The 12,905-nt window shown below is 59.1% G+C and carries 16 protein-coding genes; 7 read left to right on the forward strand and 9 right to left on the reverse strand.

Features of this window, described 5'->3' with window-relative positions; translation table 11 throughout:
- The first annotated feature begins 213 nt into the window (after positions 1-213).
- The 3 genes from FVV99_RS02410 to FVV99_RS02420 all read left to right on the forward strand — a co-directional run bounded on the left by FVV99_RS02410 (position 214) and on the right by FVV99_RS02420 (position 1,955).
- Positions 214-636: a rhodanese-like domain-containing protein gene (locus FVV99_RS02410; protein WP_148252420.1), complete on the forward strand. Its 423-nt coding sequence runs from the start codon at positions 214-216 to the stop codon at positions 634-636.
- Positions 637-698: 62 nt separating this feature from the next.
- Positions 699-1,214 carry a protein-export chaperone SecB gene (gene secB / locus FVV99_RS02415; RefSeq protein ID WP_148252421.1) on the forward strand — a complete coding sequence of 172 codons (516 nt, stop codon included), beginning with the start codon at positions 699-701 and terminating at the stop codon, positions 1,212-1,214.
- A gap of 12 nt (positions 1,215-1,226) precedes the next feature.
- The gene (locus tag FVV99_RS02420; protein WP_148252422.1) at positions 1,227-1,955 is read left to right on the forward strand and encodes a 16S rRNA (uracil(1498)-N(3))-methyltransferase; all 729 of its coding nucleotides are present in this window, start codon (positions 1,227-1,229) and stop codon (positions 1,953-1,955) included.
- Positions 1,956-1,993: 38 nt separating this feature from the next.
- Here the strand turns inward: FVV99_RS02420 and FVV99_RS02425 are convergent, their stop codons facing one another.
- From FVV99_RS02425 to FVV99_RS02455, 7 genes are all read right to left on the reverse strand, one after another.
- Positions 1,994-3,034 carry a zinc-binding alcohol dehydrogenase family protein gene (locus FVV99_RS02425; protein WP_148252423.1) on the reverse strand — a complete coding sequence of 347 codons (1,041 nt, stop codon included), beginning with the start codon at positions 3,032-3,034 and terminating at the stop codon, positions 1,994-1,996.
- 94 nt (positions 3,035-3,128) lie between these two features.
- Positions 3,129-4,139, reverse strand: a complete 1,011-nt coding sequence (locus FVV99_RS02430; protein WP_148252424.1) for an ABC transporter substrate-binding protein — start codon at positions 4,137-4,139, stop codon at positions 3,129-3,131.
- Between the two features lie 35 nt (positions 4,140-4,174).
- Positions 4,175-4,930, reverse strand: a complete 756-nt coding sequence (locus tag FVV99_RS02435) for an ATP-binding cassette domain-containing protein (protein WP_148252425.1) — start codon at positions 4,928-4,930, stop codon at positions 4,175-4,177.
- 14 nt (positions 4,931-4,944) lie between these two features.
- Positions 4,945-5,958, reverse strand: coding sequence for an ABC transporter permease (locus tag FVV99_RS02440; protein ID WP_201745011.1), 1,014 nt, complete (start codon positions 5,956-5,958; stop codon positions 4,945-4,947).
- Positions 5,916-6,254 carry an L-rhamnose mutarotase gene (locus FVV99_RS02445; protein WP_148252426.1) on the reverse strand — a complete coding sequence of 113 codons (339 nt, stop codon included), beginning with the start codon at positions 6,252-6,254 and terminating at the stop codon, positions 5,916-5,918. The genes FVV99_RS02440 and FVV99_RS02445 overlap by 43 nt, the downstream gene beginning before the upstream one ends.
- A gap of 11 nt (positions 6,255-6,265) precedes the next feature.
- Complete coding sequence (locus FVV99_RS02450; protein ID WP_148252427.1) at positions 6,266-7,048, reverse strand: SDR family oxidoreductase; 783 nt, start codon at positions 7,046-7,048, stop codon at positions 6,266-6,268.
- Positions 7,038-7,910: an amidohydrolase family protein gene (locus FVV99_RS02455; RefSeq protein ID WP_148252428.1), complete on the reverse strand. Its 873-nt coding sequence runs from the start codon at positions 7,908-7,910 to the stop codon at positions 7,038-7,040. Before FVV99_RS02455 ends, FVV99_RS02450 begins: the two co-directional genes overlap by 11 nt.
- A gap of 211 nt (positions 7,911-8,121) precedes the next feature.
- Between FVV99_RS02455 and FVV99_RS02460 the strand changes: the two genes are divergently transcribed.
- The 4 genes from FVV99_RS02460 to ruvX all read left to right on the forward strand — a co-directional run bounded on the left by FVV99_RS02460 (position 8,122) and on the right by ruvX (position 11,044).
- The gene (locus FVV99_RS02460) at positions 8,122-8,877 is read left to right on the forward strand and encodes a FadR/GntR family transcriptional regulator (protein WP_148252429.1); all 756 of its coding nucleotides are present in this window, start codon (positions 8,122-8,124) and stop codon (positions 8,875-8,877) included.
- 87 nt (positions 8,878-8,964) lie between these two features.
- A complete protein-coding gene (gshB, locus tag FVV99_RS02465; RefSeq protein ID WP_148252430.1) occupies positions 8,965-9,942 on the forward strand; it encodes a glutathione synthase in 978 nt (325 codons plus the stop codon).
- A gap of 85 nt (positions 9,943-10,027) precedes the next feature.
- On the forward strand, positions 10,028-10,585 hold the full coding sequence (locus tag FVV99_RS02470) for a YqgE/AlgH family protein (protein ID WP_148252431.1): 558 nt from the start codon (positions 10,028-10,030) through the stop codon (positions 10,583-10,585).
- A gap of 3 nt (positions 10,586-10,588) precedes the next feature.
- Positions 10,589-11,044 (forward strand): Holliday junction resolvase RuvX, encoded by a 456-nt coding sequence (gene ruvX, locus FVV99_RS02475; protein WP_148252432.1) that lies wholly within the window; start codon positions 10,589-10,591, stop codon positions 11,042-11,044.
- Between the two features lie 13 nt (positions 11,045-11,057).
- Here ruvX and FVV99_RS02480 read toward each other — a convergent pair whose 3' ends face one another.
- Positions 11,058-11,702: a sulfite exporter TauE/SafE family protein gene (locus tag FVV99_RS02480; protein ID WP_148252433.1), complete on the reverse strand. Its 645-nt coding sequence runs from the start codon at positions 11,700-11,702 to the stop codon at positions 11,058-11,060.
- Between the two features lie 125 nt (positions 11,703-11,827).
- On the reverse strand, positions 11,828-12,859 hold the full coding sequence (locus FVV99_RS02485) for an aspartate carbamoyltransferase (protein ID WP_148252434.1): 1,032 nt from the start codon (positions 12,857-12,859) through the stop codon (positions 11,828-11,830).
- Between the last annotated feature and the right edge of the window lie 46 nt (positions 12,860-12,905).

A 12,905-nucleotide genomic window follows, 5' to 3' on the forward strand; every position in this document is an offset into this window, starting at 1 on the left:
TGGCCTCACTGTTGGGCGTCGAACACTCCCGGAACCAGGGTGTTGGCTCCGGGGTCGCGACTCACGGCTCCTTCAGGCATCATATCGCACAGCGGCATGAGGCGTCAGCCCGGCCTCGGATGCGCGCCCATATCGGTGTATACTGGGGCGCGCTCGGCGACCCTGTCGCGACGACACGACATTAGCGTTCTTCAACAAGAGTTATCCGACCCCATGATCGATCAGTTGTTTGAATTCGTGCAGAACCATCCTCTTCTGGTGGGCGCGTTTCTGCTGGTACTGACTGCCTGGATCGCCTATGAAGTGAAGGGAAGCGCCAGCAGCGGTGTCTCCTCCGGTGAAGCGACCCAGCTGATCAATCGTGAGGATGCGGTAGTGATCGACATCCGTGATGCAGGCGATTTCAAGGCTGGACACATCGCGGGAGCCAAGAACATTCCGCAAAGTCAGTTGGACAATCGTCTCGACAAGCTGGAAAAGTTCAAGGAGACGCCGGTGATCGTGGTCTGCAAACATGGTCAGGCTTCCGGTGCCGCCCAGGCCAAGTTGACCAAGGCCGGTTTCAGCCGCGCCTTCAAGCTCAAGGGAGGCATGGCTCAGTGGCAGGCCGATAGCCTACCGGTGGTCAAGAAATAGCCACATTTCGCACGACGGCAACGTCAGTTTTCTCGATTTCAGACGCTTTCAAGGATTTCAGTATGGCGGAAGACAACAATCAGGCCGCAGACGGCAATCAGCAGGCTGCTGGTGGTCAACAGGACAAGCCACAATTGCAATTCTCTCTGCAACGTATCTACGTCAAGGACATTTCCTTCGAGTCGCCGAGCGCACCGGAAGTGTTCAAGCAGCCGTTCAAGCCCAAGGTCGGACTCGACCTCAACACCACCAGCGAACAGATAAGTGACGATCAATATGAAGTAGTGATCAAGGTCACGGCACAGGTGTCGCACAGCGAGACGGGTAACACCTCGTTTCTCGCCGAGATCCAGCAAGCAGGACTGTTTCGTATCGCCGGTATCGAGGGCGACCAACTCGAACATACCCTGGAGGCGTTCTGCCCCAACCTGTTGTTCCCTTACGCACGGGAATGCATCGACAACCTGGTCAATCGAGGTGGATTCCCGCCGTTGATGCTGGCGCCGGTCAATTTCGAAGCGATGTACGCTCGCAAGAAGAAGCGTGCCGCTGGCGAGAGTGCCGAAACGACGCAGTAAGGTTCAGTTGCCGTGTCCCCACCGCGTATTCATGTCGCCGCCGAGCTGGTCGCCGGCGGCGAACTCGTTCTACCTTCCGGGGCGGCCCGTCATGTCGCGCTGGTGCTACGCATGCGTCGTGGCGACGTCCTGACACTGTTTGACGGCGCGGGTCACGAGGCGAAAGCTCGACTACTCGATGTCGACCGTAAGCATGTCGTGGTGCAAGTCGAGTCGGTGTTTGCCGGACAGGGTGAGTCGCCACTGGGCGTGCATCTCGGCCAGGCGATCTCCAAGGGGGATCGGATGGATTACGCCATACAGAAAGCCGTCGAGCTTGGTGTGGCGGCTATCACTCCGCTTTATACCGATCATGGCGATGTTCGGCTCAAGGCGGAACGTCAAGCCAAGAAACTGGCTCATTGGCAAGCCGTTGCCGCCAGTGCTTGCGAGCAGTGTGGTCGTGCTACCCTGCCTCCCGTCCATTCTCCGATGTCTCTGGATGCTTGGTTGACTGACCGTGACGAACCCCTGCGTCTCATGCTGCATCCTGCTGCCGGAAATCACGGCTTTGATGGGGAAGTCCCCGCTTCTTCCGCCCTGTTGATCGGTCCTGAAGGGGGACTCTCCTCCGCAGAAGTCGATGCCGCTCGGGGTGCCGACTTCTCGGTTCTCTCGTTAGGGCCACGCATCCTGCGTACCGAAACCGCGCCGGTCGTTGCGCTCACCTTGTTACAGTACTGGTACGGTGATTTGGCGTAACCGGTTGGCCATGACTCTCTGAAAGCAAGGCATGTGGCTCAGTGGGGTTGTTGGGGATCCCGGTCGAAGTCGATCATGGCCTTGATGACGCCATTGGCGGGATCGCACCACTGCGGCATCAGAGTGGGCATCTCCGCGAGCGTGCCACGATGCGTGATCATGGCCGTAGGTTGCATTGCCCCCGTTTCGATGAGTCGGGTCACCGTTTCGAAATCTTCGCGTGTCGCATTGCGGCTACCCAGCAACGTGAGCTCCTTCCTGTGAAAATCGGGGTCGTTGAACGTAATATCGGCTTTGACGATGCTGACAAGCACATAACGCCCGCCATGGCCTGCCAGATCGAAACCGCGTTGCATGGCGCCAGGGTTGCCGGTAGCGTCGAAGACGATGTCCGCCAGGGCGCCGTCGTTGTGCGTGGCAATGGTCGCGGCCAGGTCGTCGTCGCCAGCATGCAGGATGCCATCGGCGCCCAGCACATCGCGGCAGAACGCTAGACGGTCGTGATTGGTATCCACGACCAGCGTGCGAGCACCCCGGCTCTTGGCAATCTGCAGTGTGCCCATGCCGATGGGACCGGCTCCGACGATGACGGTAAGCTCCCCGGGTTCCAGGGCGCTGCGGCGTACCGCATGGGCACCGATGGCCAGGCACTCGACCAGGGCGAGTTGCTCGGGTGCCAGTGTCCGGGATGTCACCAAGTGATCGGCCGGTACGCAGAGGTATTCGGCCATGCCGCCGTCGCGATGCACGCCAATGACTTGCATGTGCTGACAGCAGTTGGTTTTCCCTCGTTGGCAGGCACGACATTCTCCGCAATGCAGGTAGGGGATCACATAGGCGCTTTGACCGATGAGGTCGGCAGACACGTTGTCTCCCACGGCGACGATGTCGCCGGACAATTCATGCCCCAGTACGCGCGGATAGTCGAAGTAGGGCTGATTGCCGCCATAGGCATGGATATCGGTGCCGCAGATGCCGACACGTCGAACCCGGATCATCGCTTCCTGCGCCTTGCATGACGGGGAAGGAAGATCCTTCAGTTCCATGTGCTGGGGCTGGGTACAGACAAGTACTTGCATGGGGACGTGGCTCCGAAGAGGGCAAGAGGCCTTGATCAGCGGGAAGTTGGTCCGGGTAACAGGCGCCTTGCCCATGTTGAGGTGTCGGGTAACGTTACTCCTGCAGGTCGGCTGACGTTCCCAGATAGGGAGTGAGCTTACGCTGATCGGGATCGAGGAGGCCGGAAAATTCAGGCTGGTCGACCGTTTCAGTATCGGCCACGTGAACGCCGGTATCCACGCTGCGCGGCAAGGCCACGCCTTCCTGTGCCGCATGGGCGAACCAGATGCCAGCATACCCCATCATGTAAGGATCCTGGACTACAAGCGAGTCGATGACGCCCTGGCGCAGGAAATCCACCTCCAACTCACTGGAATCGAAGGCTACCAGACAGACATCGTCGCCCACTCCCTGCTCGGCAAAGGCAGTGCCGGCTCCGTCACCCATCAACTGATTGTCGGCGAAGACTCCGTTCAGATCGGGGTAACGGTTGAGCAGGTCCAGCGTGTCGTTCATTGCCTTGGCGGTATCGTTGTTGGCAACGCGATTGTCGACGACCTCGATATCCGGATATTGGGAAATGGCATCCAGAAAGCCCTCATCGCGGGAGACGAGCGATTCGCCATTCGGGTTGGCGCGTAGGTAGGCCACCTGACCGGCTGCCTCGCCTTGGGTCCTTTCCATGCATGTGGCCAGAGCATGGCCGGCCCGTTGACCGGCAGCGAAATTGTCGGTGGCGATCAACGATGCATACTGGTCGGTATCGACGCCGGAGTCGATGATGATGACAGGGATGCCTGCGGCGGTAGCGGATTCCACGGGGCCCGCCAGGGCATCGTTGGACACTGGCGCCAGCACGATGGCCGGGGGGGTGCGGCTGGTCAAATTTTCCATGATGCCGATCTGCTCGGCGACTTGCGTCTCATTGGCGGGGCCCAGCTCTTCGATCTGAATGCCGAGCTTGTCGGCGGCGTGCTGGGCACCATCGAACACGGCTTGCCAGTAGGATGCCGTGGTGGCCTTGATTACGACCGGAATCGTCGTACTGTCCTGAGCCATCGCCGGTGTGAAGCTGCATGCTGTGGTAGCGGCGACAATGGCCAGGGTATGTTTGGCGAAATGCATGTCGTACTCCTTGTGCTTGTTATGGTGTGGTCGAGTCAGGCGATCTGGCGATCGGTATAACCTGTCATGTACTTGATGAGTTCCTCCTGGCTGGTGTCTTCGGCACGTGTGACGTGCACGATTCGTCCTCGATACATCACCGCGATGCGGTCGGCGACCTCAAGAATCTCGACCAGGTTATGGCCAATGTAAATCACGCCTACGTCCTTGCTGGCGAGCATGCGCGAGAGTTTGATGACATTCTCTCGTTCCATCACGGCCAGGGCCGCCGTAGGTTCGTCGAGAATCACTACCTTGGCATCCCAGTACAGGGCTCGGGCGATAGCGACGGCTTGGCGTTGACCGCCGGAAAGACCGGCAACGGTACTGGTGCCATCGGGGATATGGCTTTCGATACTGTCGATCAGGCGCTGGGTCTCGCGTTGAATGGTGCGCTTGTCGACGACCGGTAGCATGCCGAGCCAACGACGCGTAGGCTCGCGACCCAGGAAGATGTTCGCTCCGACGGACAATTCGTCAGCCAGGGCCAGGTCCTGATAAACGGTTTCGATGCCGGCATGGCGTGCCTGTTTGGGCGACGTGAATGTTACCGGCTGACCGTCCAGCCATATCTCGCCGTCGTCGCGTGGGTAGACACCGGAAATGTGCTTGATCAGCGTCGATTTGCCGGCGCCGTTATCGCCGATGACGGCGAGCACTTCACCTGCCTCGAGCGAGAGGTCGACACCACATAGGACTTCCACGGCGCCGAAGCGCTTTTTCAGTGACCGGACTTCCAACAGTGAACTCATCGTTGTCTCCCCTCTTACTTCAGGCCGCTCTGGCGACGCTTGTGCAAGTTGTCGACGTACACGACCACGGCAATCAGCACTCCGGTTGCGACCATCTGCCAAAAGGAGTCGATGCCCAGGAGGTTGGCGCTATTGGCGATGGTGGCGAACAGTAATGCACCGATGAAGGTACCCAGCACGCTGCCGCGACCGCCGAACAGGCTGGCGCCTCCCACTACAGCGGCTGCGATGGCATTGAGTTCATAGGCAACGGCGGCGGTAGGCGAGCCGATGCTCATGCGTGACATCAGCAGAATGCCGGCGATGCAGGCGGTCACTGAACTAATGATGTAAGCGAAGAAGACGATGCGTTTGATATTGATGCCGGCACGGCGAGCCGACTCATAATTGCTGCCCATCGCCACCATGTAGCGCCCGGTACGGGTACGGCTGAGGATGAAGTGAAGTATCAGGCCGATGACCAGCATGGTCCAGAACAGCGATGGAATGCCGAGCCATTCGGCGCGGGCAAAGCTGGCCAGTTCCTGGGGTAGACCGAAGACGCTGGTTCCGCCACTGACCAGGAAGGCACCTCCCCGATACGCCTGCAGGCCGGCCAGCGTGATGATGAAGGCCGGGATACCCAAGCGGTGGACCGAGAAGGCGTTGAGCGAGCCAATGGCGATACCGAGTAGCAAAGTGAGCCCGATGGCGATGGGGATCGGCATGCCCATGGTCAGCAATGTCGCGCAGACTACGCCTGACAGGGCGACGACCGAGCCCACCGACAGATCGATACCGCGGATCAGTATGGGGAACAGCACCCCGAAGGCGATGATGCTGTCGATCGATACCTGACGCAGGATATTGATGATGTTGTTGGCAGTGAGGAAGTTAGGTGTCGAGAAGGCCATGACCACCCAAAGCGATAATGTCAGTGCGAGAACCAGCGTTTCCACCGGCAGATGCCGCCTGTTCAGGGATAGCCAGGTGCTGGCGGATTGGCTCATTGCTCGGCCAGTCGAAAGATCGGAGTCATGGGTTGCCATTTGTTGTTCTCCTCTGTCCATGGGGTCGAACGCTGATAGCGCCACATTTCGTCTTCCCATTGCCGGATGAGTGGGGACTGCCGTTCAGCGTCGGCCATGGCGGCGAAGCTGAAACGCTGCTCGTTGACCTCCATGACCATCGTCAGTCGTGTACCCAGTCGGAATATCTGCATGTCGATGATGCCGCAGCGGTACAGGTGGTCGCGGACTTCGGGCCAGATGTGGCGGTGACGCTGTTCGTACTCGGCGATCAAGGTGTCGTCGTCGACCAGATCCAGAGCCAGGCAATAGCGCATGACCATTTTCCTCACGATGCCGTCAATGCTCGATCGAGATGCACATAACCGCCATCCACGAACAACCACTGTCCGGTGGTGTGGGACGCGCGTGCCGATAGCAGGAACACGACGGTATCGGCGAGTTCGCTGGCCTCGGTCATGCGTTGCCCGAAGGGGATCGCGGCGGTGATGTCGGCCAGCTTGGCATCGGCATCGTCGAAGGTGCTGATCCAGCGCTGGTAGAGTGGTGTCATGACCTCGGCGGGAATCACCGCATTAACACGTATGCCATCCTTCGCCAGACTTGCCGCCCATTCACGGGTCAACGCCAACTGGGCGCCCTTGGAGGCGCTATAGCCGCTGGTATCACCTTGCCCGGTGAGGGCGGTCTTTGAACTGACGTTGACGATTGCGCCGTGCTGAGTGCGCAGGTGAGGCAGGCACAGGTGCGCCATGGTGTAATAATGAATGAGGTTGCGTGTCAGCGAGGCGGTAAAGGCCTCGACGCCTGCTTCCAGGCCGATCTTGTCATTGACGCCGGCGTTGTTGACCAGCCCGTCGATACGACCGAAGCGGTCGATGATTTGTGTCACTGCCTGCTGACATGCCATCTCATCGCTGAGTTCGGTCGCTATGAAGCAGGCCCGTGGTGCCAGATCTTGCAGCTCGACCATGAAGTCTGATGGGGGGTGGCTGTGGGCGAGAATGACAGGAATCCCGCCTTCCCGAGCCAGGGTGAGCGAGATGGCGGCTCCAATACCGGAGGCGCCGCCGGTGACGATGACGACCTTGTCGCCGAGTTCAAGATTCATGCTTCACCTCGTAGGAAGATAAAGGGCGGGGAGGATGATCGAGCCGGTAGAAACGCTCGGCGTTGCCGCCGAACAGTGCCGCCTTGTCGAGCCCTCGCTGGGTAGACCAGTCCTCGATGAGGCGATATACCGACAGATAACTGCCCGCCACCCGGCACACTGGCCAGTCGGAACCGAACAGCAACCGATGCTCGCCGAACACCTCGAGCGCCGTATCCAGGTAGGGCCATAGCGTTTCCGCTTGCCAGTGGTGCCAGTCGGCCTCGGTAATCAGGCCTGAGAGCTTGCAGGCGACATGCTCCAGATCGTGGAAGCGCTGAAACTCCCGGCGCCATGCTGCGAAGCCGCCATGACGAATGTCCGGCTTACCCAGGTGGTCGAGAATCAATACATGGTCGTCGCAGTCGGCACTCAACGCGTAGGCTGCCGCGAGATCGGCCGCCGTCACCAGCACGTCATAGCTCAGTGCGCGCCGCTGCAGCGTTCGAATGCCCCGGCGAACGCTCGGGGCTTCCATGTAGGCGGCGGGCTGTGGCTCATCCTGGATGAGGTGGCGGAAACCACATAGCCTGGGGCTCGGCCACTGGTCCAGGCGCGCCTCCAGGTCCGGGGCAGCGAGATCGACCCAGCCGACGACGCCAGCGATGGAGCTATCCTGGTGACTCAAGTCCAGTAACCACCGGGTTTCCGCTTCATCAGGTCTGGCCTGCACGGCGATACTGGCCTGGATGTCGCAGGTTGCACGTTCCGAAGCCAGTTCCCTGGGTAGGTAGTCACGCTTCAGTATGGCCATGGAAGCATCGATCCAGGGAAAGTCGGCCGCCTGGTAGTGCCAAAAGTGCTGATGAGCGTCGATACGCATTGGTCACTCCCTGGTGGCTGAGATCCTGGCGGTGCATGGCTTGGTCTTCATCGTGTGGCGAACCTCTGACGAACGTGGGAAGATACGAGGTCAGTGATCCAGACATCCAAAGGCCTGACCTTTGATCCACGTAATAATGGTCAGGCTTCACCGTGAACAGCAAGGTTTTTGCTTTGAACTTTGGTCGAAGCCTGAGTGAGGAGTCGACGACATGCCGATCCAGACGATCCATTCCCAACGTCTTTACCGCCAGATTGCCGATCAGTTGCAGCAACTGATCAGTGATGGCGAATTCCCCGCCGGTTCGCTCTTGCCACCGGAACGCGAGCTGGCTCAGTCATTGGGAGTGAGTCGGGCATCAGTACGTGAGGCGCTGATCGCGTTGGAAGTGGTCGGCCTGGTCGAGGTGCGGGTAGGCCATGGTGTGCTGGTGAAGGATCCTCATTCAGTGCCCAAAGAACCGGTCATGCGTGCCGCAGCACGTAAGGAATCCTGGGCCATGGATCCCGAATTCGCCAGTGAAATCGAGCTGAACCTCGACGAGGAAATTCCGCCGTTCTCTCTCTTGCAAGCGCGACGCTACCTGGAGCCGGAAAATGCTGCACTGGCTGCGCTCAATGCTAATGACGACGAGCTCGTCGCCATTCGTGCGGCGTTATCGCGCAATATCGATGATACGTACAGTTATGATGGCAAACTGGTGGGGGACCGGTTGCTGCATATACGTATCGCCGAAGCGTCGGGAAATGCCGCTTATTCCTTGCTGATCAAACACTTGCTTGGCCACCAGTATGGCGCCATGTTTCGACGCCTACAGGAGCACTACATGGAAACCGGCATGGCCTTGCACTCCCAAGGCGATCATGAGCGCATCGTCAAGGCGATCGAGGAGCGTGATCCGGAAGCCGCTAGGCGTGCCATGGAAGTCCATCTGGATCATGTGATCAACGTCTTTTTCAATGAGTGAACTCGTTCCCTCCCGGTCTCTCTTGGTCTACCTGCCGCGCTGGGTCATACTGCGCTCATTGTTGAGATACCTTGGACCCGGGCAACGATGAGCGAACACGCACTCAAGATCGGTGTGGTGATGGATCCCATCGCCGACATTGCTTACAAGAAGGATACGACGTTGGCCATGCTGTGGGCCATTCAGGCCCGCGGCTGGTCACTGTATTACATGGAACCGGATGAGCTTTTCCTGCAGGACGGACGAGCCTGGAGCCGTATGCGAGAGCTCAAGGCATATCACGATCCATTGCACTGGTATGACATGGGCGAATCTCATGTCCAACCGCTCGCCGCTCTCGATGTCGTGCTGATGCGTCAGGATCCGCCGGTGGACAGCCATTTCCTCAATGTCGTGCACCTGTTGGGATTCGCCGAACGTGAGGGTGTGCTGGTGGTCAATCCGACACGGGCGTTGCTGGAGTGCAATGAAAAGCTTTTTGCCCAGCAGTTTCCGCAGTGCTGCGCGCCGACCCAGGTGTCCTGCGATGAAAAGATCCTGCGCGCCTTTCATGCTGAACATGGCGACGTAATTTTCAAGCCGCTCGATGGTATGGGGGGAAGCGGAATCTTCCATGTCGGGCCGGAGGGGCGCAATCTGGGGGCCGTCATCGAGACGCTCACCGACCGTGGTCGCCATCAGATCATGGCGCAACGCTATATTCCCGACATCAGCGAGGGGGACACCCGGATCCTGCTGGTCGATGGAGAGCCGGTGTCTTATGGGCTGGCGCGCGTTCCCATGGCCGGCGAAACGCGTGGCAACCTGGCGGCTGGCGGTCGCGGCGTTACCCGTGAGCTCACCGACCGCGATCACTGGTTGATCGCCCAGGTTCAGCCCGCCATTCGCGACAGGGGGCTGATGTTCGTCGGCCTTGATGTGATCGGTGACTATATCACCGAGATCAATGTTACCAGCCCTACCTGTGTGCGCGAGATCGATGATCAGCGAGGGACCGATATTGCTGGTGACTTGATGGAGGCGATCGCGCGGCACTTGACTGCCGCTCCACGGCAGCCAGCCTAGAGATGATACAATCGGCAGATAGTGCAAATGGTAATAATGACGGCGCGCAAGCGGATCCCGAGACCCGCTGCCGCCCGGGAGGCCCATGCAAACGTTGAAACACCATTTCCTGTTGGCGATGCCGCATCTCGAAGATCCCAATTTCGCCGGCAGCTTGAGTTATCTTTGTGACCACGATGAAAACGGCACGATGGGTGTGATCGTCAACCGTCCGCTGGATTTGACGCTTGACGCGCTGTTCGAGCAATTGGATATCGACGGCGAGGAAAGTCCATATTGCGAGGCGCCCGTCTACTATGGAGGCCCAGTCCACAAGGATCGTGGTTTCATTCTTCATCGCGGTAGCAGCGAACCCTGGGATTCCAGTATTCAGGTAGCCGACGATATTGCACTGACCACGTCGATGGATATGCTGCATGCACTGGGTGCGGGACAAGGCCCACGAGATTTCCTGGTATGCCTGGGCTGCTCAGGCTGGGAGGCGGGCCAGCTGGAAACCGAGATCAAGGACAATGCCTGGCTGACGGTCGAGGGAAGCGCCGACATTCTGTTCGATGCGCCTCCCGAGCAGCGTCTGAATGCTGCCGCCGGCATCCTCGGCATTGACTTGAACCTGATGAGCCGCGAGGCCGGTCACAGCTAACCCATGTCGAGCGTACAAGGGCAACGTCTGATCCTGGCCTTCGATTTCGGGACACGCCGTATCGGCGTTGCGATCGGAAACGAAATGATTCGGCGCGCTACCGCCCTGGACCCATTGCCGGCTCGGGACGGTATTCCCGATTGGCAGCAAGTCGCCCGTTTGGTCGAGGAGTGGCAGCCGGACATGTTCGTGGTCGGGCTGCCACTTAACATGGATGGTTCGGAATCCGAGATGAGTGTACGCGCGCGCAAGTTCGGCAAGCGTTTGTCAGGTCGCTACGGTAAGCCCTGTGAAATGGCCGATGAGCGCGGCTCCACGCGCGAGGCAAAGTCGATCGCTCGGCAAGCCGGCCACCGGGGAAACTATCGAGATGAGGGCGTCGATGGCCTTTCCGCCCAACTGATTCTCGAAGGGTTCTTCGCCGTTCAGGAGGGGTTGCCGCCACGTTCACCGTCGTGACGGCATCGCATCGTTATGCCTGATTGTCGGCATTGGCGTACTTGACGGCGATGTCATCCACGGTGATGCAGGTATATTTCTCGATGAAGAAGGCCAGTGTGGACGGGCACGAGAAGCGTTCCTCGAACTGTTCGCGGTTGCCGTCGCGCTGGCGTATGACATTGGCGCGATACTGGTCGCCGATCCGGGAAACATGAACAGTGGCCTGCCTGTCCTCTTCCTCCTTATCGATGTCGAGCTCGCCGTGTCGTGCCAACAACTCGTCCAGACGTTCGCCACCTTCGATCTCTTCCTGCGTGGCCCAGAGATCCTGGTCCCTGTTGCCGTATTGATAGAGGATGGAAATCAACAAGGCCGAGAAAACGATGCCTATCAACAGTTGGGTTATCTGTGTGTGAGACGGCGAAGTCACGAACAGCAGTATGGCCTGGACGACAGCGCCCGCCGCGAGAAACAGGGCCAAGGGACGCCATACGCGAGGATTCATGACGCCCTTGTTGAGGACGTATCCCCACAGCCCGCTAACGGCTAACACACCGACGGCGATTTGAATGACCACCATGGCAGAACCGCCGCCCATCAGCATGGCAATGACTCCCAGCAGGAGCAGCAAGCTGTATAAGGCGCCCAGCATCATATAGGCTCGTTCGAGATTCATTGGCGCTACGCCTCCCTTGTCGTTCGCTATTGTATTGGCATTGGTTCGCCAGCCTGATGATAGCTTCGCATATTCGCCGGCAGTGATCAGCACCTGCGATGGTCTATGGAGCCACCATCGCATGTTCAGCAATCGGCATCATCCACACCGATCTTCTCCGGCACGAACCAACGGACGTCACGGCGGTCCCTCTCGATCAGTTCTTCGACTCCCAGCAAGGTGGCAAAGATCGCCATGCGAATCGGTATCCCGTTGTCCGTCTGGCGAAAGATGGCCAAGCGTGGATCGCCGTTGAGATCGGGGTCGAGGTCATTGGCTTCCGGTCGACTGTCACGCGGTAATGGATGCATGACGATCGTATCCTGAGCGCAATGGCGATTCATGAAGGCCCGATCGACGATGAACTCACGCGATACGCCGGTGAAATTCTCGCTCATTTCCTCGGTAAAGCGTTCTTTCTGGATGCGTGTAGTGTAGATGACATCCAGATCGCGAAAATCGCTGGCAAGGCTCTGGCGCTGCTCAATTCGGTGGCCACGGGAGACGACCAGGTCGATCAAATGATCGGGCATCTCCAGTCCCGGCGGCGATACCAATGTGATGTGCATGGGATCGAAGAGCGAGAGCAGCTTGATCAATGAATGCACGGTACGACCGAATTTCAGGTCACCGGTCAGTAACAGGTGCGCCCCCGCCAGTGATTTTCCGAGACGGGAGAACTCCTTGTCGATAGTGTAGAGGTCCAGCAATGCCTGGCTGGGATGTTCGCCGGGGCCGTCGCCGCCATTGATGACCGGGACATTGGTCGCCTGGGCAAATTCGGACACCGAACCTTGCTCGGGGTGGCGCATGACGATGGCATCGACATAGCCGCTCATCACGCGGCTCGTGTCATAGAGCGACTCGCCCTTGGCCATCGAAGAGAAGGTAAAGCCCGTCGTGTCACAGACACTCCCCCCCAGGCGGCAGAAGGCGGCATTGAAACTGACGCGTGTGCGGGTACTGGCTTCGAAGAACAGGTTGCCAAGCACGGCACCTTCAAGCACTCGCGTGATCTGACGGCGCTGGGCAATGGGCTCAACCCGGCGAGCTACCCGCAGGAGATGTTCGACGCGCTCGCGCGATAGGGAGTCGACAGACAGAAGATGGGACGTCATCGAGCAGGGCCTCATAGTACGATGGGACGGACGACGGATAGTGTAA

The sequence above is a fragment of the Aidingimonas lacisalsi genome, from assembly GCF_008079445.1.
Taxonomy (GTDB): Bacteria; Pseudomonadota; Gammaproteobacteria; order Pseudomonadales; family Halomonadaceae; genus Aidingimonas; species Aidingimonas lacisalsi.